The organism is Bacillus cereus group sp. MYBK220-1, from assembly GCF_051916445.1.
In the GTDB taxonomy this organism is placed as follows: Bacteria; Bacillota; Bacilli; order Bacillales; family Bacillaceae_G; genus Bacillus_A; species Bacillus_A cereus.
The window spans coordinates 37,363-62,253 of the sequence record NZ_JBQAGQ010000008.1 but is presented as its reverse complement, the minus strand read 5'-3'; the positions used below and the strand labels follow the sequence as shown (position 1 = coordinate 62,253).

Here is a 24,891-nt window from a genome sequence, read left to right as displayed (position 1 = left end):
GGTTTTTTTGTTAAACAGTAGGAGATTCGTTTGATACAAAGATATCTTCATGTTTCTTTGTAGTACTTAAAACAAATTTATGTTGTAGTAATTGTAGTTTAAATAACGCCAAAGGATCATGATATGTTTCTGGATTGCTTCTTAGCGTCGCTAATGTTTGCTCGTCTTCCTGTATCTCAAGTTGAGCTGCATCTACATTTTGTTTCAATATATTAAGTGGATCTTTGAAGAACATCATGATATCACGTTCTAATGCACCTTCAAATACTTCAAATTGAAGGAAGAATTGTTTGGAAATTGTGTGAGCAATTTCTGTATAGTCTTCTGTTTCAATATATTGTTTATATTTGTTGGCGAGCATAGATTGGTTTTTTTGCATATTACCAAATAATTTTCCGGCACTTTTTAAGAAAAACTGTGTCGGTGTAAAGCGTAATAAAATATTGATGTTCGTTACTGTAATTCGATTTGTCATTCGTGCAACATCTCGATTCCAATCATCTAATAATTTGAAATCGCAAGGAAGTTTCATACGTTCTTCTTTATATAATTTATTAAACGTTTCACTCATTTCATCTAAATAAGCTTGAGCTTGAATAAATTCATTATGTGCTGTTTCAATCCATTCTTGAATAGACCCAGTAAATTTAGGAAGAAGTACCTGTTGTACATGCTTTTGAACACGTTCATTCATTGCAGCATTTAATTCTTCATGAACTAGTTTGAAATCACTATCTTCTTGAACAAGATCAGAGCAACTCTGTAATAATTCAGGAATTTGAGAATGTATATCTCGTGTAATTTCTTCTTTCGTTAAAAGATAGGATTCGGTAATAGAGCGAATTTTATCTTTTTCAAGAGCAGTAAGGTTATTAATAAATCCAGTAAGTTTCACTGAGATGTGTTTATTCCAGCGTACGGATTTTACTAATGTATTTTCTAATTCCACACGTTCATTTATGAGATAAGCAATTGTCTTTTGTGTAAACCATATTAGCTTTTCTATACGTTCTTTTTCTATATCGCGTTTTGCAAGATTAGAGAGAATAGATTCTGTTACATCTCCAAGTTGCTGGCTACTCTCTTGCGAAGGAGAGTATGGGAAGAATTGTGCATCTGGAAAATGTACTTTAAGTTTACTAATTAGTTTTTCATTAGTAGTCGTATTATTTGTGTGTAATACGAAGTGAATTTGTAAGTTTGGTACTTGTTCACGTAAATAAATTAATGTATCAATTTCTTTACTATGCAATGGTGAAGAAGAATTTAATACGTAAACAAGACTATCTGCTGCTTGTAAGTATTCAAAGTATGCATTGTTTTTATCCAATTGCTCTTGAATGGATGGTGTAAGAAGAAATGTAAACTTATTTTTTCTTAAAAACCTACTTGGTAGCTTAATTTCTATACATTTTTTCTCAAGTTCTGACTGAGCAGATGTAGCCGTTATTTGATGGAATTCATCAAGGTTAGGGATATTTCGTATATCTAACTCGGTAAATTCTGTTATTTCAGTTTGACTAGCGTCTTTAAATAGAATAGGAGTTGTTAAAGTTTCAGTTAAGATGTTCTCTCCCAATATTGAATTAACAAATGATGTTTTATCATGGTCACTAGTTCCAGCTATTAGTAGTGGTGTGACATTTAAATCACATAGTTCATGGACTAGTAGCGTAAATTGATGACTTAAATCTACATCATTTTTCTCAGCCCATACAGCGATTGTTTCGAATAAATGAGAAACTGTTTCCATATTTACATCTGCTTCAGCTGATGTATTAGAAAGTAAGGATCCAGCACTTTTTACGAGTAATGATTCTAAAGTTGTAGGTGAGACTTCATTCCATGCTAACACTGCTGCAGAGACAACTAGAGAATCTTTTGCTTTCGTTAAACTAAACCAATTTGTTAATAAATTTGGTACAAGTCCGTTTAATTCATGCATAAAATGATTTCCGGTAATTAATGCAAAGTATGTTTCTTGATAGCGAGTAGAAATTTCATTCCAATCGTCATTATTGTCTGTTTCAATATGCAAGAATAAATGATTAATACTTTGAATCCAAGGAAGGTATAAGGATTCATGTTGATAGCTATTCCAAAGAGCAATAACAAGCTCTTTAAATTGAGCTTGATCAACAGCATATAGAGCTTTTAAAGACTCATAGAAATATTCAGGCTTAATATTTTTTGTAAATCCTTTGTTTATGTAATTTATTAACGTATCAAACCAGTGTAAAGATTGTGTTCGAATACCTTCTTGAACAGCTAGTTCGATAGCGTTGTTCCAATCTTCTTGTTTTTCATAGAAAGAACGTGCAATTGCAGTAATATTTGGATAATCCGGTTGGAATGCAACAGCTTCACTAATCGTCTTAAAAGCGAGTCCTAAACGATCTTGTTCGATATAAAGAGAAAGAAGTTGTAAGGAAACCTCCATCGTAAGAGTTGTATCTTCCGTTTGAATAGATTGATAAATTTCTTCTGCCTTTGGTAAGAATCCTAGTTCAAAATAAGCATCTGCAATATTTTTTGTCGCCCAAAGTGCAAGAGCATTATTTACTTTTTCCCATTTAAATATAGCTGCTTCAAAATCTTTATTTTGATAATAAAATTCACCTTGAGCAAATCGAATATTAGAAATGTTGGAGAATTCATTTTTAGATTCATTTATATATGCTTCACCGAGTACTTCCGATGCAGGAGTAGAAGTTTCTTCTGTTAAAAATGTTTTATAGTAAACTTTTTGAATAAATTGATTTTCAATGGTCATGTTCGTTCCCCCCTGTATAATTTAGAAAAATGATGTCGTATGTAAAAGGGTGTATGTTCTTTTAATAGGTAGAAGTTGCATTATATAGACCAAACTATGTTTTTGCTAGATATATCATTTTTCTTGAGAGTTAAACCGTTGCGAAAAGTAACTTTCCTTTATTGTAACAAAAAAACACGCATATGAATTTTTATTTTTTATCGGGTTATTTACGGGCAGTAAGAATCTAATCTCAAAATTGTTGAATATAAGTAAGTTATGTGGGAGTCGGGATGTCTGTAGAAGCAAGATTGGCATAGGTTAATAATTAGTAGAGGATGAACAAAACTCCCACTGATTAAAGTTTCACTTTATCTCTGTTAAAGGAAAGAATAGAAGTAGAGTTCATTATAAAAACAATGTATAGTGAATATGTATACCATGTTTGCCTTAAAGATAGAAAGGGTACAATGTGGAATAACGATCGTGCATAGGATGTGTCTTCCGAATGGAACAACATATTGGCGAGTTAATCGCGCATTATGGCTATTTTGGAATTGTTATAGCTTTGGCTGGTGGTATTGTCGGATTACCGATACCAGACGAGTTTTTATTGACCTTTGTTGGTTATAATGTTTCAAAAGGAGTTATGTCAGGAACTGCTGCTTTTTTAAGTGGGATGGCTGGTGCGATGTTAGGGATCACGTTAAGCTACATATTAGGTTTAAAACTTGGGCTCCCTGTTTTAAAGAAATATGGGCCGAAAATTAGAATTAAAGAACATCACATTGAAAAAACACATATTTTATTTGAAAAATATGGGCCATTTCTTTTAATGATTGGTTATTTTATACCGGGAGTACGTCATTTAACGGCATATTTTGCTGGGGTATCAAATTTGACACTTTGGCGTTTTTGTTTGTACGCTTACGGTGGTGCGCTCATTTGGATAAGTGTTTTTATTGGGCTTGGCTGGAAGTTAGGCGAGAAGTGGCGCTTCGTTGAGTATAGTTTACATCATTATGGAATATGGATTTTATTAATTTCAGCAGTTGTTACATGTGTTGTATGGTTGTACATAAAGAAAAAGAAAAACCGCTAATAGCGGTTTTTTTAGCTGAAAGCAATAAATAATACACCAGCTGTAATAAAGACTACACCAACACCGGTCATAAAGTTTAACTTTTCACCGAGGATAATCATAGCGAGAATGATAGAAAATACGACGCTTAATTTATCGACAGGAGCTACTTGTGAAACCTTTCCTGTTTTGAGGGCAAGAAAATAAAATAGCCATGACGAAGCACCTGCAACCCCACTTAATGTGATAAATAGCAGTGCTTTTTTATTTAGCAGTACGTCGCCGATATTTTGAAATTTACCTTGTATGATAATAACGCCTATCATAAATAATGCCATAATAATAGATCGAATTGTTGTTGCAACGTTTGCATCGATGCCGTCTAAACCAAACTTTCCAAAAATAGATACAAGGGCAGCAGCAATTGCTGATAATAGTGCAAATAAGAGCCACGAACTCATAGTAAAATTCCTCCAATCTTACAGTATTATACATGAAAATGATTCTCATGTATAAAGTTGAAGCAATTGAGCTTTATAGAAAGCGCGACTTCAACTTAACTTCTTGCTCCACCTGAATTTTAAGGTGGGAGTTTTACTGCCTGTAAATAGTGGGCTAAATAACGAAATAATCCCCACCTTATATTTTTAATAAGGTGGGGATTATTATACTACTCTGCAATTTCCTCATATAAAAAGTACGTTACATTATAAATATGTTCTACTTCATCGTCTGTCATAAACAGTAATTCGTCACGCTCAATCCCTTTTTTCTTTTCAATAAACTCAATCATATTTTTGCGTTCTTCTCTCTTCATCAATTTTATTTCTCCTCTCAATCTGTTTTAATACAGTTTATTTAAGTTACTGCTATTATATAACAGAATCTTTGGAAAGTTCCACCTATTTTATTATTTTTTTTAAAAGAACTTTTCGACAAAACAAGCCCACCTAAGGGGGGGGCTTGTTTTATTTTATAGTCGTAAAAACTCAGGCTCCGTCGTACCCGCACCATCAATGTAATAAATTGTGTCGGGATTGATTTTGATCAATACGTAATTAGGGTCTTCAGGACCGAGTAACCAACGTTTTAAGCTATTATTCCAAAACTTGTTTTTTAATGTTGAGTCTTCCTCGATTGAAGCTAACCCTTCAACTTCAATATAATCTTCATCTAATTTTTTCCCTTCTCGTCCGAGTAGTACATGGACATTAGGATTTTGTTCAATATCTGTTATCTTTTTTGATTGTCGATCTGTTGCAACATATAGTACAAAATCTTCATGGAAAAACATCATAAAGGCGCTATGAGGTTTCTCATTTCGTACTGTAGATAATACACCAGTACGTTGACCTTGAATAATAGTTGCGATTTTTTCTTTTAGGTGCATAATTTTAACCCCTTTTCACAATTTATAATTCTGTCTGTTTAAACAAGATAATTTAAATATCTTTCATACTGTTTTCTTCAATCCGATTTTTTAAACGTAATTGTGATGAAATCGGACAAGTTAGGAGAAGAATAATAATAATATTGAGGAGAAATACATACGATGGAAGGATGAAAAGCATGTTTAATAAAATATTTCTTATAGTAGCGCTTATAGGTGTACCACTATCTGTACTTGGAAAAACACTTCATTGGCCAGAAACAATTATGTTCGCTGTGTATTGTATTACGATTATCGCATTAGCTGGTTTTATGGGTAGAGCAACAGAGAGTCTAGCAATTGTTTCTGGTCCTAGAATAGGCGGATTATTAAATGCTACTTTCGGTAATGCTGTTGAACTTATCATTTCAATTTTTGCACTTCAAGCAGGGTTAATTGAAGTGGTGTTAGCTTCTTTAACGGGTTCTGTACTTGGAAATTTATTATTAGTAGGAGGGTTATCTTTCTTTGTTGGAGGTCTTAAATACAAAAGACAAAGTTTTAATGTATATGATGCAAGGCATAATTCAGCTTTATTAATATTTGCTGTTGTTGTGGCCTTTGTTATTCCAGAGATCTTTTCAATGAAGATGGACGCTGGCAAGACGTATCAATTAAGTATAGGTGTTTCTATTATTATGATTATCATGTACCTTGCTGCATTACTATTTAAGTTAGTTACGCACCGTGGTGTATATCAACATAAAAGTGACGAAGTAGCGCATGAAGAAGAGCCAGAGTGGTCAAAAGGGAAGGCGCTCCTTATTTTAGCGATAGCAACACTGGCAGTAGCTTATGTGTCAGAGGCACTCGTACATACTTTTGAAACTGTTGCAAAGTCATTTGGTTGGTCAGAGTTATTTATAGGGGTTATTATCGTTGCAATTGTTGGGAATGCAGCGGAACATGCGTCTGCAATTATTATGGCTTATAAAAATAAAGTAAATATTGCAGTCGAAATTGCAATAGGCTCTACATTACAAATCGCCATGTTTGTTGCTCCTGTATTAGTATTGCTATCTATGTTCTTCGCGCAAAGGATGCCTTTAGTATTTACCATACCAGAACTTGTGTCTATGATTACAGCCGTTTTCTTAACGATTGCGATTTCCAATGATGGAGATACAAACTGGTTTGAAGGTGGCACTTTACTAGCGGCGTATGTCATTATGGGAATTGGTTTTTATTTATTATGAAAAATAGGCATAACAATTGCGCTCAGAGAAAACAATAAACGAAGTAGTATATATACCTACATAGGAAGGAGCCAGACAGGTGAAACGAGTATACAGCATATGTCTTTCAACTATGGTCTCGTTTATTTTATTATTTCCTAACATGAGTTTTGCAAAGACAACAGTAGGAACAAAAATGCCTTCATCTGTTTTAAATATTTCAAAAGACAATACATTTCCAAATGATGCGCAAGATTTGCCACGTTTACAACCAAGTAAATTTGCTCAAGAGCTATTGAAAACGGCTAATATTAAAATTGAAAATCCAGACTTAATTCGGATGTTTAATGAAACGACAATTTCAAATGCTCCGCTTGCAGTAGGGTATCGGGCAAAAATTTATTTAGGTCAATGGGCTTTACATTATGAATCAGTAGACACATCGATTAATTGGGAATATAAACAAGTGAATCGAAATGTGTATGATAATCGCGGAGGAGACCGTTTGTATCCACTTCGCTATAAGCAAGAAACACAAAAGACGGTTGAAGGCGATTTAACAGCAGATATGAAAGATGCTGCAGATGTGAAAAAAATGATGCTTCTCAAAGCGCTTGAAAAAGTACAATTGCCCCTTTCGTTTAAAACAACTATTGGTTATGGTACTGGACATGAGCGTGTGTATAATATTAGTCCGAGTCAACTCGGATATTTATACGCTTATACACCAGCAGTAAATGAAAAGGGAAAAGTAACATTTGGAGAAGTGTATCTTGTATTAAAGGGAAATCAAAAAAGACTTGTTGTGAAAAATATTACTTCTCAAGGAATTGGAGCGGCAATTCCAATTCATGATCATTTGTTTTTTAAATTTATTTCTTCTTCTCACTCGCAATAACAAAAAAAACGTCAGCTTATAAGCTGACGTTTTTTTTATAATGTAATGTTTGCTGTTTTTGATAAGAAATCTTCTGTCGGATAGTAGCTGTTTTTTACAAGAACATTTGGTCCAAGACATTTTACTGCAGGACAGTGACAGCTTAATGATTTTGCTGTTTTTGAAGCGCTCCATTTTTCATACGCTTCTTGTAATGTGTTTGTTTGTATGTTTCCTAGAAGTGGAACATCACCAAAATCAGTAACGATAATATTACCATCAAAAATATTTACATTTAAGCGTGAACGACCATCTGGATCGTTACGAACAGTTACATTTTTGCTCTCTTGCAATTTTTTAAATGTAGCTATGTCTTTTTCGTCATCGCTACAAGCATAGAAAGGTAAAGTTCCAAATAGCATCCATACATTTTCATCGCGAATTTCTAGTAAATGTTCAATCGCATCACGAATTTCAGCTTTTGTTAAAATCTCTAGATTACTCGCGAAGTCACTTGGATACATTGGATGAACTTCATGACGTTTACAGCCCATCTCTTCGACGATTTGGCGGTGAATATGTTCAATATGTGGTAGAGTTCTTTTGTTTAGCATTGTTTCGGCCGATACAAGTACACCTGCATCTGATAGAGCCTTACTATTTGTAATCATTCTTTCGAATAATTTTGCACGTTGTTCGTAAGTAGGCTTACGCTCCATCATTGCAAATCCGCCTTCAACGAAGTCATCAATTGTTCCCCAGTTATGAGAGATATGCAATACGTCTAAATAAGGAATAATCTGTTCGTAACGTGCTAAATCTATAGTTAAGTTAGAGTTGATTTGAGTGCGAACGCCTCGTTCATGGGCATATTTTAAGAGTGGTGTTACATAGTTGTCGACGGATTTTTTTGAAAGCATAGGTTCGCCGCCAGTAATACTTAAAGAACGTAAATGAGGAATCTCATCTAATCGTTTTAATAAAAGATCCATCGGAAGCGGATTTGGGTCTTTCGGCTGTAACGTGTAACCAACAGCGCAATGCTCACAGCGCATGTTGCATAACGTCGTCGTTGTAAATTCAACATTTGTTAATAGTAGTTTGCCGTACTCTTCAAGGTCCATATACGCTTCCCATGGATCGTAAGAAGGAGTAATCGGCTTCATTTTTTGTGATATCGTCATATGAAATACTCCTTTGACTATTGAAATAACAATTTGTCCATTCTCTATAATAGAAGAATATGTGCTTTTTATAAAGTGAAACTTTTTAGCATGGAAAGAGAGAGGGCTTACATTATAGTGGATGACTGTGACAAAATTGATGAAATTTCATGCCCATAGCAATCGTTTTTGCGGTATAATAAAAGCAACTCGAATTAAAAGGAGAGTGCCTTCATGGGAAAAGCAATTCAAGATAAAGATACACAATTAGTATATTTAAAAGAACGTTTAAATATGTTCATTGAAGTAATTGATACAATTGAACCTGAAGAAGTAGAATTAGAAGATGTAGATCGTCTTCTTGCAATGTTAGATGAATTAGAATTAAAATGTGAGCAATTTAAAAAAGACGAATAATATATTAAAAAGGCTACCAATTCCAATTTGGTAGCCTTTTTCTGTTCGGGTAATAGAAGGACGATAGAAAAAGAGGTATAATCAAGTTGTGAAAAATTTCATTTATGCTCTAATAGCGTGAAACAAATAAATAGCTAAAGAGCATAACAATTGAATTTTCAGCTCATAACGTTTTGGTAGCGTTCACAATTGAGGGGGAAGTAACAATGGAAAAGCTTCAAGAAAGCATGTATCAACTAATTGTTGAAACGTCAACGAACTTACCGAAAGATGTTCGTCGTGCGATTCAACAAGCGAAAGAGCGAGAAAATGCAGGGACTCGTTCTGCGATGGCACTTGGCACAATTACAAATAATATTAAAATGGCTGATGATAACATCTCGCCGATTTGCCAAGATACAGGGATGCCAACGTTTAAAATTTATACACCAGTTGGTGTGAATCAATTAAAGTTGAAGGAAGCTATCTATAATGCGCTTGAGCGGGCGACAAAAGATGGTAAACTTCGTCCCAATTCTGTTGATTCTCTTTTTGGAGATAATAGTGGAAATAATTTAGGACCAGGTACACCGGTGATTAAGTTTGAACAATGGGAAAAAGATTATATTGATGCACGTTTAATCCTAAAAGGTGGTGGCTGTGAGAATAAAAATATTCAATATAGCTTACCATGTGAACTAGAAGGACTTGGACGAGCTGGCCGTGATTTAGAAGGGATTCGTAAATGCCTTCTTCATGCAGTATATCAAGCACAAGGGCAAGGATGTAGCGCTGGTGTAATTGGTGTTGGTATCGGGGGAGACCGCACATCAGGTTATGAATTAGCAAAAAATCAATTATTCCGTACATTAGATGATGTCAATCCAGTACCAGAGTTACAACATCTTGAAGAGTACGTATTAGAAAATGCGAATAAGCTGGGCATTGGTACGATGGGATTTGGCGGAGAAACAACTTTACTTGGTTGTAAAATTGGCGTCTATAATCGTTTGCCAGCTAGTTTCTATGTATCTGTTGCGTATAATTGCTGGGCATATCGTCGCCTTGGTGTGAAAATCCATCCTGAAACAGGAGACATTATGGATTGGCTATATCAAGAAGGTGAAGATACACTTCAGCATGAAGTACAAGAAAAAACAGAGCAACGTGAGATTGTATTACAAGCACCAATTACAGAAGAGCAAATTCGTGAACTTCGCGTTGGTGATGTTGTAACAATTAATGGCATGATGTATACAGGTCGTGACGCAATCCATAAGCATTTAATGGATAATGATTGTCCAGTAGATTTAAATGGACAAATTATTTACCACTGTGGTCCAGTTGTTGTGAAAGATGAAAATGACAATTGGCAAATTAAAGCGGCAGGTCCAACGACAAGTATTCGTGAAGAACCGTACCAAGGCGATATTATGAAGAAATTCGGTATTCGCGCTGTCATTGGAAAAGGCGGTATGGGTGCGAAAACATTAGCGGCTTTAGAAGAACACGGCGGTGTATATTTAAACGCAATCGGTGGTGCAGCGCAATATTATGCTGAATGTATTAAAGAAGTGAAAGATGTTGATTTCTTACAATTTGGTATTCCAGAAGCAATGTGGCATTTACGTATCGACGGGTTTAAAGCAGTTGTAACGATGGACTCTCATGGTAATAGCTTACATGCAGATGTTGATAAAACATCACTTGAAAAATTAGCTAGCTTTAAAGAGCCAGTATTTAAGTAAATAAAAAATGCATCTCGAATGATTCGAGATGCATTTTTTTGGTATATATAGAAAAACATGTTCAGCATGAAAGAATGCGTAGCAACAGAAACTACAAGTACGATTATATATGGAAAGGAGACTATTTATGAAATATAAATGGTTATATATCGGTCTCATTTTTTCAATTATGATGGCACTTGTTCCAGTTTCAGCACTGGCTTATACAAATACTCCACATAACTGGGGAATCCCGCGTCCTAAAAATGAAACAGTACCAGATGCAGGAAAGTTATATACAGATTTATTACAAAAAAATGGCGGGTTTTATTTAGGAGATACGAAGAAAAAAGATATTTATTTAACATTTGATAATGGATATGAGAATGGATACACAGGGAAAATATTAGATGTATTAAAAGAGAAAAAAGTACCAGCAACTTTCTTTGTAACGGGGCATTACATTAAAACGCAAAAAGATTTATTGTTAAGAATGAAGGATGAAGGACATATTATTGGAAACCATTCTTGGAGTCATCCTGATTTTACAGCGGTAAATGATGAGAAACTTCGTGAAGAATTAACGAGTGTAACGGAAGAAATTAAAAAAGTAACTGGGCAAAAAGAAGTGAAATATGTACGTCCTCCGCGCGGTGTATTTAGTGAAAGAACGTTAGCTCTTACGAAAGAAATGGGCTATTATAATGTATTTTGGTCACTTGCATTTTTGGATTGGAAAGTGGATCAGCAAAGAGGATGGCAATATGCGCATAATAATGTAATGACGATGATTCATCCAGGATCTATTTTATTACTTCATGCAATATCAAAAGATAATGCAGAAGCACTTGCGAAAATCATTGATGATTTGCGCGAGAAAGGGTATCATTTTAAAAGTCTAGATGACTTAGTAAAAGGCAATCAACCGTAAGCATGTATGCTTACGGTTTTCTCATGCTATAATGATGTGTAAAAAGGATGGGGAAACGTATGTGGAGCGAACATGTTACGTTAGAGTATCCGTATCATTTTGAAGAAGTATTAAAACGTTTATCTTTTGATCCTCTTAACGTCATTCAATTAGATGAGAAAGTTATTTATATCCCGCTTTGTATAGACGAGGAACAGGTTGTTGTTCGCTTACAAGGGATTGGTACTGTTCAAAATCCACAGTTTTGGATTTCTAGTCAGACAGGAGATCCAGAGAAAGTCATGAAACGAATGAGGGCCATTTTTCATTGGAATGAACCGTTTCAAGATATACAAAATCATTTTTTAAACACATCATTACGTCCACTATTTGAAACATATGCTTATACTCCAATTATTTTAGAATTTGATTATTTTGCTTGTCTGCTTCGCTGTATCATTCACCAACAAATAAATTTGAAATTTGCTACTGTGTTAACAGAACAATTTGTGAAACGGTATGGAACAGAGAAGAACGGTGTATTCTTTTTCCCCACTCCGGAAATAGTAGCAAATATTTCAATAGAAGAATTGAGAGAGCAGAAGTTTAGTCAGCGAAAGGCTGAATATATAGTAGGATTAGGTCGAAGTATTGTCAGTGGTACATTAAATTTAGCGAGTATAGAAAATGGGACGGAAGAAGACATTTCAGCACAATTGTTGCCAATTAGGGGAATTGGTGCATGGACAGTGCAAAACTTTTTAATGTTTGGGCTTGGACGGAAAAATATGTTCCCGAAAGCGGACATTGGGATTCAGCGTGCAGTGCAAGGTATATTTCAATTAGATGATAAACCTGATGATGCATTTTTAGAAAAAGTGAAACAAGAGTGTGAACCGTACTGCAGTTATGCAGCGTTATATTTATGGAAAAGTATAGAGTAGAGGTGTAATAATGATACAAAAGCAACATGAGAGTAAGTTGGAAGTTGGTCAAACGTTTCCTGTGACAATTAAACGTCTTGGGATTAACGGAGAAGGCGTTGGTTATTTTAAGAGACAAGTTGTTTTTATTCCAGGGGCATTACCAGGAGAAGAAGTTGTTGCAGAAACAACGAAAATTCAGCGTGGCTTCGCTGAAGCGAAAGTGAAAAAAGTTCGTAAAGCTTCACCGCATCGTGTGAAAGCACCGTGTCCAGTATATGAGGAGTGTGGTGGTTGTCAGCTGCAACATTTAGATTATAAAGAACAATTGAATCAAAAGCGTGATATCGTTGTACAAGCATTTGAGAAGTACATGAAAAATAGTATGGAAGAGAAAATTCGCCCAACGCTTGGCATGGAAAATCCATGGCATTATCGTAATAAGAGTCAATTACAAGTGGGGCGTAAAGACGAAAAGGTTATTACAGGGCTATATAAACAAAACTCACATCAGTTAATTGATATCGCTCACTGTATGATTCAACATAAAGCAACGAATGAAGCGACAAAAGTTGTAAGACGTATTTTAGAAAAATTAAATGTTTCTATTTACAATGAGAAAAAACAAAAAGGTTTAGTACGCACAATTGTAACACGTACTGCAGTTCAAACAGGGGAAGTACAAGTTACACTTATTACAACAAAAGAAGAATTACCAAATAAAGAACAATTTATTGAAGAAGTACAAAAACAGATGCCAGCGGTTAAATCAATTATGCAAAATGTAAACTGGCGTAAAACATCTGTTATTTTTGGCGACAAAACATTTAAATTAGCTGGAAAAGAAGTCATTCAAGAAACACTTGGCGATTTATCATTTGAATTATCAGCACGTGCATTCTTCCAGTTGAATCCAGAGCAAACAGTTGTTTTGTATAATGAAGCGAAAAAAGCAGCTGCGTTAACAGGAAACGAGAAGATTGTGGATGCGTACTGTGGTGTTGGTACAATCGGTCTTTGGCTTGCAAATGATGCAGCGGAAGTACGTGGTATGGATGTAATTCCAGAAGCAATTGCAGATGCAAGAAAAAATGCAAAGCGTCACGGATTTACAAATACGAAATATGAAGCAGGTAAAGCTGAACAATGGTTACCGAAATGGGTAAAAGAAGGATGGCGTCCAGATGTAATTGTTGTCGACCCACCACGTACAGGTTGCGATGATAAATTACTGGAAACAATTTTAAAAGTGAAGCCGAAACAAGTTGTGTACGTGTCTTGTAATCCTTCTTCATTAGCACGTGATGTACAAGCATTAATGAAGAGCTATGAAGTGGAGTATGTGCAACCAGTTGATATGTTCCCGCATACTGCGCATGTTGAGAATGTAGTGAAGCTTGTTAGAAAGTAAAGTTTATTAATATTCCCTCATGGTATGAGGGAATATTTTCTATGAAGGAGAATATTATGCATAATTATAAATTAACGATTCAGTACGACGGCGCACGTTTTAAAGGATGGCAACGTCTCGGTAATAACGATAATACAATTCAAGGAAAAATCGAAAGTGTCATATCTGAAATGGTCGGAAAAGAAATTGAAATTATCGGTTGTAGTAGAACAGACGCTGGTGTACATGCTTTGAATCAAGTTGCTAACTTTCAAAGTGATGAGAAGTTAGTGGAACATAAAGTGAAAAAATATTTAAATCAATATTTACCTAACGATATTAGCATTACGAATGTGGAAGAAGTACATGATCGTTTCCATGCTCGTTACAATTCTAAAGCAAAAACATATCTGTATAAAATTTGGAATGAAGAGCATACAAATCCATTTATGCGTAAATACAGCATGCATGTGAATAAAAAATTAAATGTGAAAAGCATGAAAGCAGCTGCAAAACATTTAGTTGGTTCACATGACTTTACTGCTTTTTCAAATGCGAAATCAAAGAAAAAATCCATGGTTCGAGAAGTATATACACTTGATGTGATGGAAGAGGCAGGGTTTGTACAAATTAGAGTAAGTGGTAACGGCTTCCTTCATAATATGGTAAGAAAAATTGTCGGGGCATTAATTGAAGTTGGATTAGGACAATTAGATGTTGAAGCAATTCCAAACATTTTAGAGGAAAAGCAGCGCAATCAAATTAATTGTCTTGCTGAGGCAAGTGGGTTGTATTTAGAGAATGTTGAGTTTTAATGGCAAATAAAAAAATCGGGCTAAGTAGCTCGATTTTTTTAGTATTAAGAAGATTTTTCGTTTTTTATACGTATCTTCAAATTCCAAAAAGCAGCAAGCATAATAGCTGCAAAGGAGCCAAAAATTGTTCCTAATAGCTTTGCATAAGGAGAGCTGCTTACATCGGTATTAATGAATAACATCATACAGAGCATGGCGGGGAAAAAGTATAAGTATTGTAATAACTTTAATTTTTTATCATTACTCATATATATAGCCCCTTTCTAGCATGTTATATGTTTATTATAACATATTTTACCAATTTATTTTTACACTTGGAGACATGTTTATTTCATATGTGTAAATGCAGTTTTTTAATTCGATATTGTAAGTTTTGCCTACTTAATCCTAAAAATTTTGCAGCTTGTGAGATGTTGCCATGATTCTCTTTAAGAATTTGGTTAATGTAGTTCTTTTCCATTTTTTCTATTGTGTGTTTTAAAGTTTTAGGTGCATCAGTATTGTGAGTAGTTAGTGCATGTTGCATATTGAATTCTGTTTTTATTCGTTCGCGAAAGCGAGTAGGAAGATGAAACGCTGTAATGATGGTTTCATCTTCTATCAAGTTCATGGAACCTTCAATTATATGTTCCAACTCCCGTACGTTTCCAGGCCAATCGTATGCATAGAAAAATTCTCTTACATTTACATCTACATCGGTTACGTTGAGCCCGAATTGAGTATTATATTTTTCAATAAAGTGCTGAACAAGAGCTGGAATATCTTCTTTTCTTTCACGTAAAGGCGGAAGACATAAAGTAACGACGCTTAATCGGTAATATAAGTCTTCTCTTAATCGATTATGTGCGATGGCTTCAAAGGGATCTTCATTGATAGTTGCTATAATGCGAACATCAATTTCTTTTTCGTGTGTACCTCCGATTCTTCGTATTGTTTTTTCTTGTATAGCCCGCAGCAACTTAGCTTGAAGTATTGGGCTTAATGAATTGATTTCATCTAATAACAAAGTTCCTCCGTTTGCTTCTTCGAATAAGCCTGATTTATCTATTGCTCCTGTAAAGGCACCTCGATTTGTGCCAAATAGTAGGCTTTCCATTAAGGTATCAGGTATAGCGGCACAGTTTTGTGAAATAAAGGGTTTTGTTGAACGCTGACTTTCATTATGGATGCTTTGTGCAAATAGTTCTTTACCAGTGCCTGTTTCTCCTACTAGAAGTATGGAGGAAGATGTACGAATTACTCTTTTTCCTTCTGTAATGATTGATTGAATGGCTTCAGAATCACCAATTATGTGATCAAAGGTAAATTTAGTGCTTTGTTTTCGAGAAGGACCTATTTTTATCGTTTGCTTTAAGTTACTAATTTCTTTTGATATTTCAATAGCGCCTTTAATTTTTCCATTTTCTATTATAGGGAAAGTATCGTTAATCGTTGTAATTTCTTGTCCTTTATTGTTAAAATACGTTTGTTTTATATTTTTCTTTGTTTTTCCAAATTTTAATGCCTCTATAAGAGTACTATTTTTATTTTCCTCAAATGCGAATACTTCTAAAGGACTTTTATATAGCACATCTGAGCGCTCCATTGATTCAATTTCCATCATTTTGCGGTTATAGATAATCGTCTTACTTTCCTCATTAATAATATGAATTCCGATGTCGAGTTCATTGAGTAAAGTTTCATATAGCATATTCATTTCAATGATCTGTTTTAAATTAATTTCTTCTGTACGCATAGATTATCTTCTCCTCATTCCACCCTATGAAGACTGACTTTTTATAATTTTATTAAAATTCTTATAAAATCGCAAAAATTTTTTGCTATTTTCCTTTTAAAATCTCTGAAATGATAGAAAAATTTTGCGGTTATGAAGTTTTTTTTTTGAGAAACCTTCATTTTAAATAGGAATTGGAGATTGGTACGCATTTTGCATAAATAATAATTGATATATCTAAAGGAGGGATATGCAACGTTTCAGTACCAACTAATAAGAAGGAGGAGTGTATAAAGTGAAGACGGTTATAGAATGCGTGTATAGTCCTTGTTACGGGAAAGTAGAGAAGTTATTTGTTACGGAAAGTTCTTACGTATATGAGTGGGAGAAATTAGCATTAATTGAAACAATAGATAAACAGAAAGTAGAAATTAAGATAGGGATCAGTGGTTATATTGAATCATTAGAAGTAGTAGAAGGACAAGCTATTGCTGATCAAAAGTTATTAATAACAGTAAGGGATGACCTTTTAGTAACAGGCAGTGATTAATGTAAGTGACGTGTATTTTTGCTCTTTTAAATCATTATTTTTACGGTGAATAATTTTAAAAACGCTTACATTAAATGGGTTTACAAAGTGAAAAGGGGGGATTTATATGATGAATCAAAATCAAGGATTAAAAAGAGAATTGAAAAGCAGGCACATATTTATGATTGCACTTGGAGGCGTTATTGGTACCGGTCTTTTTTTAGGATCTGGGTATACAATTCATGAAGCTGGGCCTGGAGGAGCGATTGTAGCATATCTTGTTGGAGGATTTGTTATGTATTTAACGATGCTCTGTCTTGGAGAGTTAGCTGTTGCAATGCCTGACGCAGGATCTTATCAAACGTATGCTACGAAGCATATTTCCCCTGCAGCGGGTTATGTAGTTGGATGGATGTCATGGTTAAACTGGTCAGCTACGATAGGGATTGAACTAATTGCAGTTAGTATTTTAATGAAGCGATGGTTTCCAGATGTACCTTCATGGATTTGGTGCGTAGTGTTTGCGTTACTCCTCTTTGCTATTAATGCGTTATCTTCAAGAAGTTTTGCGGAAGTTGAATTTTGGTTTGCAAGTATTAAAGTAATTACGATTATTGCATTTATTATTTTGGGCGGGGCAGCAATGTTTGGTTTTCTAGATATGAAAGGAAATGAACCAGCACCGATGTTCTCTAGTTTTACTGATTATGGTGGATTGTTCCCAAATGGATTATCAGCTATTTTAATTACGATGATTGCAGTTAATTTTTCTTTCCAAGGAACGGAACTAGTCGGTATTGCAGCAGGTGAGAGTGAAAATCCAGAGAAAACAATCCCGAAGGCAATTAACAATACAGTTTGGCGTATACTTGTTTTCTTTGTACTATCTATTTTTATTCTTGCTGGACTATTCCCTTGGCAACAAGCAGGAGTAATAGAAAGTCCATTTGTAGTTGTATTTGATAAAATTGGTATTCCTTATGCAGCAGATATTATAAATTTTGTTATCATTACAGCGGTTCTATCCGTTGCGAATTCAGGATTATATGCAACTTCTCGTATGCTATGGTCTATGTCTAATCAAGGAATGATTAGTCCGATTTTTGGTAAGTTATCTAAAAACGGTGTTCCTATTTATGCATTGATTGTAAGTACAATTGTAGGTTGCCTTTCATTACTATCAGGTATTTATGCGGAAGATACAGTTTATTTATGGCTACTTTCTATTGCTGGGTTCGGGGCGATATTAGTTTGGGCATCTATTGCTCTATCTAACTTATTAGCTAGGAGGTCATACATAAAGCAGGGCGGGGATGTGAAAGAATTGAAATTTAAAACACCTCTGTATCCATTCGTACCACTGCTTGCACTAGTATTAAATGTAACAGTAATTATTGGTATGGCCTTTATTCCAGAGCAAAGAATGGCATTGTATTGCGGAATTCCATTTATGATTGTTTGTTTACTGTTTTACCGTGCGACAAGAAATAAGGCACGTAAAGTAGAACATATTGAAAAGACAAATACGACGGAAGTAGAGAGCTTCTAATATGAATTAATTTGGAGACTGTAAGATTTGTAAACAGTCTCTTTTTTTGTGAAAATAAAGTTGGAAACATACTACGTATGTAAAGGGGAATTAGCGATGAATAAAAAAGTTTCACAGCTATTAGAGCAGATTGATTTACGAAAAGATGAGTTACTAGAGCTTACAAAGAATTTAATTCGTTTTGAAACACCAGCACCGCCGGCGAGAAATACAAATGAGGCACAACAATTTGTTGCAGAGTTTCTAAGAGAACAAAATTTTAGTGTTGATAAATGGGATGTATATCCTAATGATCCGAACGTTGTTGGTGTGAAAAAAGGGGCAAAAAGTGACTCATATAAAAGTCTTATTATTAATGGACATATGGATGTAGCTGAAGTATCGGCAGATGAGGCGTGGGAAACAAATCCGTTTGAGCCATTTATAAAAGATGGTTGGTTAGTTGGACGTGGTGCAGCTGATATGAAAGGGGGACTAGCTGGAGCGCTATTTGCTATTCAGCTATTACAAGAAGCTGGTATTGAATTACCTGGAGATTTAATCTTTCAATCCGTAATTGGAGAAGAAGTTGGAGAAGCTGGTACACTTCAATGCTGCAAAAGAGGTTATGATGCTGATTTTGCAGTCGTAGTGGATACGAGTAATTTACATATGCAAGGACAGGGCGGCGTAATTACTGGCTGGATTACTGTGAAAAGCCCTCAAACGTTTCATGATGCAACGCGTAGGCAAATGATTCATGCTGGAGGACGTTTATTTGGAGCGAGTGCAATTGAAAAAATGATGAAAATTGTGCAAAGTTTACAAGAATTAGAGCGTCATTGGGCAGTTATGAAAACATATGAAGGCTATCCGTCTGGAACAACAACAATTAATCCAGCTGTTATTGAGGGTGGAAGACATGCAGCTTTTATTGCGGATGAGTGCCGGTTATGGATAACAGTGCACTTTTATCCGAATGAAACACATGAACAAATAATAAAAGAAATTGAAGAGTATATCGGTAAAGTAGCAGCTGCCGATCCATGGCTAAGTGAAAATCCACCACAATTTAAGTGGGGCGGAGAATCAATGATTGTGGATCGTGGCGAAATTTTCCCTTCTTTAGAAATAGATAGTGAACATACAGCTGTAAAAACGCTTAGCTCAGTACATGAATCAATTCTTTCTAAAAACGCAATTTTAGATATGTCTGCAACGGTAACGGATGGTGGTTGGTTTAGTGAATTTCATATTCCGGCTGTTATTTACGGACCAGGCACATTAGAGGAAGCTCATTCAATAAATGAGAAAGTAGAAGTAGAGCAGTTAATTGAATTTACAAAAGTAATAACAGCATTTATATATGAATGGTGTCATATGAAAAAATAGATTAGTATGTTGAAATCGTACAGGTATGTATACTTGTACGATTTTTTAGTGAACTATTTCAGAGTTAAATAGAAACAACTGAAATAGTTCTTTATTTTTCTATGTCTTTCGTTTTAGTTCCATTAATTTCTCTTTTGCTAATTCAACAGCAATCGCATCATCTAAATAGCCAATTGGAAAGAGATAGTCGGGAATAATATCTGTCGATAAAATGAAATACAGTAATGCGCCACCAAGAACTGCACGCTCTTCTTTTGGAATCGTTTCATTGCAAAATTGTTGATACATATCTGTTAATTGTTCAATGAAAGGGCCAGCACTATCAATTTGTTCTAACTTGCTCGCGAAACTTTCATGAATGCGCTTTTCACCTTCTGTTGTTTGAGCATATCGTTCATAGTTTTCAAGTTCTTGTTTTACGCGGGTTGTTGTGTAGTCGAAATCGAATAAGTTAGAGGATTGCAGAGTTTGCTGAATTGTATCAAGAGATGTGTACATATCCGTCTTTTCTTTATTAATGTGAGGAGAATCAGGATACATTTCATCAAATAACAATTGGGGTGGAACTTGCAGACATTCTGCGAATTTTTGTAGGTGTTTTTGTTTTGGCGGTTGTTTACCATTCATAATTCTTGAGATTGTTGCGGGATCAATATTTGTAAGCATTCCGAGTTGGCGCATAGATAAGGCACGTTCTTTTAAAAGTTTTTTTATTAATCTACTAAGCCGCTCATTTGGATTTTCTTTAGGCATAGCGAAGGCACTCCTTTTTATTGTTGAAAAAATGTTGAGCATTTATTACATGTATATGAAACAGACAGGCACAGTTGCTCAACATTTTCATAAGATGCATGGAAAAGTGAGGAAAAGGGGTGGCTATTTATGAGTACGGCAGGTCTATTTTCAATTTTTTTAATCGGGATTGCTTCTAATTTAGATAATGCAGGTGTTGGGATTGCATATGGCATTCGTAAAATTAGAATTTCGTGGTTCAACAATTTTATCATCGCATTTTTTGGGTTTTTATTTACTTTATTAGCTGGATTTTTTGGGAACTGGATCGCGTTATTTATTTCAGAGTTTACAGCAAACCTGATTGGAGCAATCGTTTTAGGGATAATCGGGGTGTTTATTTTGTGCCAGCCTTTCTTGGGGCAAAGAAATACCGTAGGCTCTAAAGATGGTAATGTACTTATGGGAATTTTACGTGATCCAGAAAAAGCAGATTTTGATGGTTCTAAAACAATTAGTTTTTCAGAAGCAATTGTATTAGGGATTGCGTTGTCTATTAATAATATTGCAGGTGGATTTGATGCTGGGATAACAAATTTGAACCTTTGGCTTACAGCAACTATTTCAGGGGTGTTTAGTTTTATTTGTATTAGTGGCTTTGCGTATGTAGGGAAACGATTTTTAGCAGAATACTTAGGAAAGTGGGCGACAGTTATCGCAGGAGTGTTATTAATTCTTATTGGGATTGATCAGTTGTTGTAAGGAGAGTAGAAAACAAGGTTCGAGTATTTCCTTGGAAATACAGCAAGGGATTGCATATATCGACGTACTTTTCTCCATACTAATACGGATTTCTTTTAAGAAAGGGGGATTTGTATGGGACGCGGGAAAGCATTTGATCATAAGAAAAAAGGGCATGATCATCAACCACCTAAAGGTGCGTTCATTCATAAAGATGTAAATGAACATACTTTGGAAGAGGAAGAGCTACCAGTAAATATTGAGGCGTATAAAAATAGTTTAAAAAAACATTAAAAGCACCTACATAGGTGCTTTTTTACCGTATATCTTCAATTAATTGTTCCGATTCTTCATGCATACTGTACTCACTTAATACTTGAATGCAAAGCCATTTTAATTCCTCAATCGTATGCTCAAGTTCTTCAGGAAGCACGTGATAAATGTCTTCAAGTCCCATCCCGAAATGAATAAGTTCAAGTACTTGATCATCGATGTTCCGATCCATTAATAATTCAAGTACTTCTAAATTGAATATGTATCGGTGAGCTTCGTCGAGTGAAACAACTTTTAACTTCAAGCTTTCTACAATACTCAATATAAAAAGAAGGATTGTTTTTTCAAGAACAGGTTGTTTTCCCATTTGAAATATTAGTTTCATCTTTCACACCTCCACATATAGCGCTAGGTTGTACTATATTATTCAGGAGGGGGGAACAAATATGCATGATATAGAGAAACTTTCAGCACTGTTTTTATAAGAAGATTGATAACTCACAAAATTGAGATTTTGGCGAAATAAAAAATCCTGCTAGTATAGCAGGATAACTCGCGATTAAAAAATGCTCCAACCTTCTTGAGCAGAAAGAAGTTCAAGAATTTTAAAACCAGCAATACTATTTCCGTTTGCATCTAAAGCTGGTCCGAAAATACCGATTCCCATGTCTCCTTTTACGCAGCCAAAAATACCACCGGCTACACCGCTTTTTGCAGGAATACCAACACGAATTGCAAATTCACCAGATTCGTTATACATACCACATGTGACCATAAATGTTTTGCAAATTTTTGTAATATGTTTAGGGATGATTTGTTTCTTTTTATATGGATCATATCCATCCATTGCAAAAATTAAGCCGATACGTGCTAAATCGATGCAGTTTACTTCAACTGCGCATTGACGAGTATATAAATCCATAAGTTCTTCAATATCACAATCGATAATTCCGTTTTGTTTCATATAATAACAAAGTGAACGGTTTAGATAAGCTGTCTCTAGTTCTGAATCGGCAACTTTAGAGGAATAATTAATAGTAGGATTATCTGTTATTTCACGTACAAAGTGAAGAATACGTTCCATTTTTTCCTCGTTATCTTTTCCTGCTAACATGCTTGTAATAGCTAATGCTCCTGCATTTATCATTGGATTAAGGGGTTTGGACGGACTTGTCGTTTCTAACTTAATAATAGAATTAAATGGGTCACCCGTTGGTTCCATTCCAACTTTAGAAAATACATATTCTTCACCACGGTCTAAAAGGGCAAGGGCAAGTGTAATTACTTTGGAAATACTTTGAAGAGTAAATAGTGTTTGTGAGTTGCCTGCATGGATATATTCTGTTTCTTTATGGAAAATGGCAATCCCTAAATCGTCTGGATTTGCATTTCCTAGTTCGGGGATATAAGTAGCAAGTTTGCCTTTTTTCGTATATGGTTTTACTTGTTCTAACAACTGTTGTAAGTTGTTTGTTTCAATGCACTGCATAGTACCAACGCTCCTATTTTGAATTAACTAAGTTTACTTTTCCCGATATGCTCGGAAATAAATAATAACATGAAAAAGTGGAATGATAAAACGAAAGTTCAATGTGATATAATAGGTCTTTCGTTTCGAGTATTCTGTATTTTAAAAAGGAGAATTTTCCTTTTATATAACAGTTTGGAAATAGGAGATTTATCCATAAAAAGTTCAGAAATAAAAACTACACATCTATACAACTATATGTTATTATGGTTATGTAATAGAAAGCGTTTTCTAAAGCGTACTTATAATGATAACGATTTCATAAATTTAATTAGGGGGAATTAAAATGTTGCAGTTTTTACAACGTATTGGTAAAGCGTTAATGCTTCCGATCGCAGTACTACCAGCAGCAGGATTATTGCTTCGTTTAGGGCAACCAGATGTATTTGATATTCCTGTTATGGCACAGGCCGGCGCAGCAGTTTTTGATAACTTAGCACTTATTTTTGCAATTGGTATTGCAATCGGTCTTTCAGTGGATGGTAGTGGTGCAGCAGGTCTTGCAGGTGCAATTGGTTATCTTGTTATGAAAAATAGTATTGATGCACTTAGCAAAGGGTATTCAACTGCTGAATTACAAGGTAAATTAGGTAAAGTCCAAGATTTAATAGGTAATAGCGCAAATGTAGATCCATCTAAGCTTGCAGATACAATGACACAAGTATCTAAGGCTGCTGAATTATCGACTAAAGTAGATATGAAAGTTTTAGGTGGTATTATTGTTGGTGTTATAGCAGGACTTCTTTATAATAAATTCCATAAGATTAAACTTCCAGAATGGTTAGGTTTCTTTGCTGGAAAACGTTTCGTTCCAATTGTTACATCAGTTGTGATGCTGATATTAGGAATTCTATTTGCACAAATTTGGCCAACAATTCAAAATGGTATTGATGCATTAGCTCATGGAATTGTTAATTTAGGTGCAATTGGTTCAGGATTATTTGGTTTATTAAACCGTTTATTAATCCCAATTGGTTTACACCACGTAATGAACACATACTTCTGGTTTGTATTTGGGGACTTTACAAATGCAGCAGGTAATGTTGTTAATGGTGATATTGCTCGTTTCCTTGCAGGTGACAAAACAGCAGGTATGTTTATGACTGGTTTCTTCCCAGTTATGATGTTCGGTTTACCAGCAGCATGTTTCGCAATGATTGCAGCTGCTAAACCAGAAAAGCGTAAAGCAGTTACTGGTATGTTAGCTGGTCTAGCATTAACTTCATTCTTAACTGGTATTACAGAGCCTATTGAATTCTCATTCATGTTCTTATCACCAGTATTATATGGTATTCATGCTGTACTAACAGGTCTTTCTTTATTCATTACAACATCACTTGGCATTCATGATGGTTTCTCATTTAGTGCCGGTGCAATCGATTATGCTTTAAACTTCGGTATTGCAACAAAACCAGTCTTACTAGCAGGTATCGGTTTAATTTACGCAGCAATTTATTTCATAGTATTCTACTTCTTAATTAAGAAGTTCGATTTAAAAACTCCTGGTCGTGAAGATGACGATGAGTTAGTTGAAGATGGTGATGCACCAGTTGCAGGTTCAATTGGTGAAACTTACGTAGCAGCTTTAGGCGGAAAAGAAAACTTAACAGTTATTGATAACTGTGCAACACGTCTACGCTTACAAGTAAAAGATGCTGGTCAAGTAAATGAAGCAGCATTAAAACGTGCTGGTGCAAAAGGTGTTATGAAATTAAGTAATACAAGTGTACAAGTTATCGTAGGTACAAATGTTGAATCTGTTGCCGATGATATGAAAAAACACGTATAAATAATGAGATAAGAGGATGTCCAAAAA

The 24,891-nt window shown here is 34.9% G+C and carries 25 protein-coding genes and 1 pseudogene; 16 read left to right on the top strand and 10 right to left on the bottom strand.

Translation table 11 applies throughout. The features are described 5' to 3' along the window. Positions 1 to 10: 10 nt before the first annotated feature. Positions 11 to 2,773 carry a tetratricopeptide repeat protein gene (locus ACTFRU_RS24330; RefSeq protein WP_000151409.1) on the bottom strand — a complete coding sequence of 921 codons (2,763 nt, stop codon included), beginning with the start codon at positions 2,771 to 2,773 and terminating at the stop codon, positions 11 to 13. A 487-nt stretch (positions 2,774 to 3,260) separates the two neighbouring features. Here ACTFRU_RS24330 and ACTFRU_RS24325 point away from each other — a divergent pair, with 487 nt between their 5' ends. After that, positions 3,261 to 3,854 (top strand): DedA family protein, encoded by a 594-nt coding sequence (locus tag ACTFRU_RS24325; RefSeq protein WP_000434878.1) that lies wholly within the window; start codon positions 3,261 to 3,263, stop codon positions 3,852 to 3,854. A gap of 11 nt (positions 3,855 to 3,865) precedes the next feature. Here ACTFRU_RS24325 and ACTFRU_RS24320 read toward each other — a convergent pair whose 3' ends face one another. The 3 genes from ACTFRU_RS24320 to ACTFRU_RS24310 all read right to left on the bottom strand — a co-directional run bounded on the left by ACTFRU_RS24320 (position 3,866) and on the right by ACTFRU_RS24310 (position 5,223). After that, a complete protein-coding gene (locus ACTFRU_RS24320) occupies positions 3,866 to 4,294 on the bottom strand; it encodes an EamA family transporter (RefSeq protein WP_000100296.1) in 429 nt (142 codons plus the stop codon). Positions 4,295 to 4,503: 209 nt separating this feature from the next. Beyond that, positions 4,504 to 4,650 carry a BH0509 family protein gene (locus tag ACTFRU_RS24315; RefSeq protein ID WP_000817786.1) on the bottom strand — a complete coding sequence of 49 codons (147 nt, stop codon included), beginning with the start codon at positions 4,648 to 4,650 and terminating at the stop codon, positions 4,504 to 4,506. 156 nt (positions 4,651 to 4,806) lie between these two features. Then, positions 4,807 to 5,223, bottom strand: a complete 417-nt coding sequence (locus tag ACTFRU_RS24310; RefSeq protein WP_000550220.1) for a pyridoxamine 5'-phosphate oxidase family protein — start codon at positions 5,221 to 5,223, stop codon at positions 4,807 to 4,809. A 179-nt stretch (positions 5,224 to 5,402) separates the two neighbouring features. On the opposite strand from ACTFRU_RS24310, the gene cax reads away from it, so the two are divergent. Continuing rightward, complete coding sequence (cax, locus tag ACTFRU_RS24305) at positions 5,403 to 6,458, top strand: calcium/proton exchanger (protein WP_000482133.1); 1,056 nt, start codon at positions 5,403 to 5,405, stop codon at positions 6,456 to 6,458. Positions 6,459 to 6,537: 79 nt separating this feature from the next. Next, complete coding sequence (locus ACTFRU_RS24300) at positions 6,538 to 7,335, top strand: YfkD famly protein (RefSeq protein ID WP_002083605.1); 798 nt, start codon at positions 6,538 to 6,540, stop codon at positions 7,333 to 7,335. A 35-nt stretch (positions 7,336 to 7,370) separates the two neighbouring features. Here the strand turns inward: ACTFRU_RS24300 and yfkAB are convergent, their stop codons facing one another. Further along, the gene (gene yfkAB, locus ACTFRU_RS24295) at positions 7,371 to 8,498 is read right to left on the bottom strand and encodes a radical SAM/CxCxxxxC motif protein YfkAB (protein WP_016125372.1); all 1,128 of its coding nucleotides are present in this window, start codon (positions 8,496 to 8,498) and stop codon (positions 7,371 to 7,373) included. A gap of 213 nt (positions 8,499 to 8,711) precedes the next feature. On the opposite strand from yfkAB, the gene ACTFRU_RS24290 reads away from it, so the two are divergent. The 6 genes from ACTFRU_RS24290 to truA all read left to right on the top strand — a co-directional run bounded on the left by ACTFRU_RS24290 (position 8,712) and on the right by truA (position 14,638). Continuing rightward, entirely contained in the window at positions 8,712 to 8,894 is a 183-nt protein-coding gene (locus ACTFRU_RS24290) for an SE1561 family protein (protein ID WP_000513558.1), read from the top strand. Positions 8,895 to 9,100: 206 nt separating this feature from the next. Next, the gene (gene fumA / locus ACTFRU_RS24285) at positions 9,101 to 10,621 is read left to right on the top strand and encodes a class I fumarate hydratase (RefSeq protein WP_000413523.1); all 1,521 of its coding nucleotides are present in this window, start codon (positions 9,101 to 9,103) and stop codon (positions 10,619 to 10,621) included. A 127-nt stretch (positions 10,622 to 10,748) separates the two neighbouring features. Beyond that, entirely contained in the window at positions 10,749 to 11,531 is a 783-nt protein-coding gene (gene pdaA / locus ACTFRU_RS24280; RefSeq protein WP_000875956.1) for a delta-lactam-biosynthetic de-N-acetylase, read from the top strand. Between the two features lie 59 nt (positions 11,532 to 11,590). Beyond that, positions 11,591 to 12,454: a DNA-3-methyladenine glycosylase family protein gene (locus tag ACTFRU_RS24275; protein WP_000269422.1), complete on the top strand. Its 864-nt coding sequence runs from the start codon at positions 11,591 to 11,593 to the stop codon at positions 12,452 to 12,454. A 10-nt stretch (positions 12,455 to 12,464) separates the two neighbouring features. Beyond that, positions 12,465 to 13,844 (top strand): 23S rRNA (uracil(1939)-C(5))-methyltransferase RlmD, encoded by a 1,380-nt coding sequence (gene rlmD, locus ACTFRU_RS24270; protein WP_440037938.1) that lies wholly within the window; start codon positions 12,465 to 12,467, stop codon positions 13,842 to 13,844. A 56-nt stretch (positions 13,845 to 13,900) separates the two neighbouring features. Then, complete coding sequence (gene truA / locus ACTFRU_RS24265; RefSeq protein ID WP_000553119.1) at positions 13,901 to 14,638, top strand: tRNA pseudouridine(38-40) synthase TruA; 738 nt, start codon at positions 13,901 to 13,903, stop codon at positions 14,636 to 14,638. Between the two features lie 44 nt (positions 14,639 to 14,682). On the opposite strand, the gene ACTFRU_RS24260 is transcribed toward truA, so the two are convergent. Both ACTFRU_RS24260 and ACTFRU_RS24255 read right to left on the bottom strand, forming a co-directional pair. After that, complete coding sequence (locus tag ACTFRU_RS24260) at positions 14,683 to 14,886, bottom strand: hypothetical protein (protein WP_440037937.1); 204 nt, start codon at positions 14,884 to 14,886, stop codon at positions 14,683 to 14,685. Positions 14,887 to 14,969: 83 nt separating this feature from the next. Continuing rightward, positions 14,970 to 16,373, bottom strand: a complete 1,404-nt coding sequence (locus tag ACTFRU_RS24255) for a sigma-54 interaction domain-containing protein (RefSeq protein ID WP_001258445.1) — start codon at positions 16,371 to 16,373, stop codon at positions 14,970 to 14,972. A 274-nt stretch (positions 16,374 to 16,647) separates the two neighbouring features. On the opposite strand from ACTFRU_RS24255, the gene ACTFRU_RS24250 reads away from it, so the two are divergent. The 3 genes from ACTFRU_RS24250 (at position 16,648) to ACTFRU_RS24240 (ending at position 19,801) form a co-directional block, all read left to right on the top strand. Beyond that, entirely contained in the window at positions 16,648 to 16,902 is a 255-nt protein-coding gene (locus ACTFRU_RS24250; protein WP_000859480.1) for a biotin/lipoyl-containing protein, read from the top strand. Between the two features lie 106 nt (positions 16,903 to 17,008). After that, positions 17,009 to 18,430: an amino acid permease gene (locus ACTFRU_RS24245; RefSeq protein WP_000981860.1), complete on the top strand. Its 1,422-nt coding sequence runs from the start codon at positions 17,009 to 17,011 to the stop codon at positions 18,428 to 18,430. A 48-nt stretch (positions 18,431 to 18,478) separates the two neighbouring features. After that, entirely contained in the window at positions 18,479 to 19,801 is a 1,323-nt protein-coding gene (locus ACTFRU_RS24240) for an acetylornithine deacetylase (protein ID WP_100617805.1), read from the top strand. Between the two features lie 99 nt (positions 19,802 to 19,900). Here the strand turns inward: ACTFRU_RS24240 and ACTFRU_RS24235 are convergent, their stop codons facing one another. Then, positions 19,901 to 20,554, bottom strand: a complete 654-nt coding sequence (locus ACTFRU_RS24235; RefSeq protein WP_001123718.1) for a helix-turn-helix domain-containing protein — start codon at positions 20,552 to 20,554, stop codon at positions 19,901 to 19,903. A 129-nt stretch (positions 20,555 to 20,683) separates the two neighbouring features. Between ACTFRU_RS24235 and ytaF the strand changes: the two genes are divergently transcribed. Together ytaF and ACTFRU_RS24225 are read left to right on the top strand one after the other, a co-directional pair. Next, complete coding sequence (gene ytaF / locus ACTFRU_RS24230; protein WP_000100724.1) at positions 20,684 to 21,295, top strand: sporulation membrane protein YtaF; 612 nt, start codon at positions 20,684 to 20,686, stop codon at positions 21,293 to 21,295. A 114-nt stretch (positions 21,296 to 21,409) separates the two neighbouring features. Next, positions 21,410 to 21,568, top strand: coding sequence for a hypothetical protein (locus ACTFRU_RS24225; protein WP_000532409.1), 159 nt, complete (start codon positions 21,410 to 21,412; stop codon positions 21,566 to 21,568). A gap of 22 nt (positions 21,569 to 21,590) precedes the next feature. Here ACTFRU_RS24225 and ACTFRU_RS24220 read toward each other — a convergent pair whose 3' ends face one another. Both ACTFRU_RS24220 and glsA read right to left on the bottom strand, forming a co-directional pair. Then, entirely contained in the window at positions 21,591 to 21,932 is a 342-nt protein-coding gene (locus ACTFRU_RS24220) for a DUF3969 family protein (RefSeq protein WP_000766604.1), read from the bottom strand. Between the two features lie 174 nt (positions 21,933 to 22,106). Then, complete coding sequence (gene glsA, locus ACTFRU_RS24215; RefSeq protein ID WP_001149850.1) at positions 22,107 to 23,036, bottom strand: glutaminase A; 930 nt, start codon at positions 23,034 to 23,036, stop codon at positions 22,107 to 22,109. Positions 23,037 to 23,105: 69 nt separating this feature from the next. Here glsA and ACTFRU_RS24210 point away from each other — a divergent pair. Both ACTFRU_RS24210 and nagE read left to right on the top strand, forming a co-directional pair. Then, positions 23,106 to 23,220 (top strand): annotated as a pseudogene (locus ACTFRU_RS24210) (transcriptional regulator). 141 nt (positions 23,221 to 23,361) lie between these two features. Further along, the gene (gene nagE, locus ACTFRU_RS24205) at positions 23,362 to 24,864 is read left to right on the top strand and encodes an N-acetylglucosamine-specific PTS transporter subunit IIBC (protein ID WP_000938900.1); all 1,503 of its coding nucleotides are present in this window, start codon (positions 23,362 to 23,364) and stop codon (positions 24,862 to 24,864) included. Positions 24,865 to 24,891 lie beyond the last annotated feature (27 nt).

Bases quoted from the DNA above. Each gene is read 5' to 3' on its own strand.
- ACTFRU_RS24330 (WP_000151409.1), bottom strand. From the start codon at position 2,773: ATGACCATTGAAAATCAATTTATTCAAAAAGTTTACTATAAAACATTT.
- ACTFRU_RS24325 (WP_000434878.1), top strand. From the start codon at position 3,261: ATGGAACAACATATTGGCGAGTTAATCGCGCATTATGGCTATTTTGGA.
- ACTFRU_RS24320 (WP_000100296.1), bottom strand. From the start codon at position 4,294: ATGAGTTCGTGGCTCTTATTTGCACTATTATCAGCAATTGCTGCTGCC.
- ACTFRU_RS24315 (WP_000817786.1), bottom strand. From the start codon at position 4,650: ATGAAGAGAGAAGAACGCAAAAATATGATTGAGTTTATTGAAAAGAAA.
- ACTFRU_RS24310 (WP_000550220.1), bottom strand. From the start codon at position 5,223: ATGCACCTAAAAGAAAAAATCGCAACTATTATTCAAGGTCAACGTACT.
- cax (WP_000482133.1), top strand. From the start codon at position 5,403: ATGTTTAATAAAATATTTCTTATAGTAGCGCTTATAGGTGTACCACTA.
- yfkAB (WP_016125372.1), bottom strand. From the start codon at position 8,498: ATGACGATATCACAAAAAATGAAGCCGATTACTCCTTCTTACGATCCA.
- ACTFRU_RS24290 (WP_000513558.1), top strand. From the start codon at position 8,712: ATGGGAAAAGCAATTCAAGATAAAGATACACAATTAGTATATTTAAAA.
- fumA (WP_000413523.1), top strand. From the start codon at position 9,101: ATGGAAAAGCTTCAAGAAAGCATGTATCAACTAATTGTTGAAACGTCA.
- pdaA (WP_000875956.1), top strand. From the start codon at position 10,749: ATGAAATATAAATGGTTATATATCGGTCTCATTTTTTCAATTATGATG.
- ACTFRU_RS24275 (WP_000269422.1), top strand. From the start codon at position 11,591: ATGTGGAGCGAACATGTTACGTTAGAGTATCCGTATCATTTTGAAGAA.
- rlmD (WP_440037938.1), top strand. From the start codon at position 12,465: ATGATACAAAAGCAACATGAGAGTAAGTTGGAAGTTGGTCAAACGTTT.
- truA (WP_000553119.1), top strand. From the start codon at position 13,901: ATGCATAATTATAAATTAACGATTCAGTACGACGGCGCACGTTTTAAA.
- ACTFRU_RS24260 (WP_440037937.1), bottom strand. From the start codon at position 14,886: ATGAGTAATGATAAAAAATTAAAGTTATTACAATACTTATACTTTTTC.
- ACTFRU_RS24255 (WP_001258445.1), bottom strand. From the start codon at position 16,373: ATGCGTACAGAAGAAATTAATTTAAAACAGATCATTGAAATGAATATG.
- ACTFRU_RS24245 (WP_000981860.1), top strand. From the start codon at position 17,009: ATGATGAATCAAAATCAAGGATTAAAAAGAGAATTGAAAAGCAGGCAC.
- ACTFRU_RS24235 (WP_001123718.1), bottom strand. From the start codon at position 20,554: ATGCCTAAAGAAAATCCAAATGAGCGGCTTAGTAGATTAATAAAAAAA.
- ytaF (WP_000100724.1), top strand. From the start codon at position 20,684: ATGAGTACGGCAGGTCTATTTTCAATTTTTTTAATCGGGATTGCTTCT.
- ACTFRU_RS24225 (WP_000532409.1), top strand. From the start codon at position 21,410: ATGGGACGCGGGAAAGCATTTGATCATAAGAAAAAAGGGCATGATCAT.
- ACTFRU_RS24220 (WP_000766604.1), bottom strand. From the start codon at position 21,932: ATGAAACTAATATTTCAAATGGGAAAACAACCTGTTCTTGAAAAAACA.
- glsA (WP_001149850.1), bottom strand. From the start codon at position 23,036: ATGCAGTGCATTGAAACAAACAACTTACAACAGTTGTTAGAACAAGTA.
- nagE (WP_000938900.1), top strand. From the start codon at position 23,362: ATGTTGCAGTTTTTACAACGTATTGGTAAAGCGTTAATGCTTCCGATC.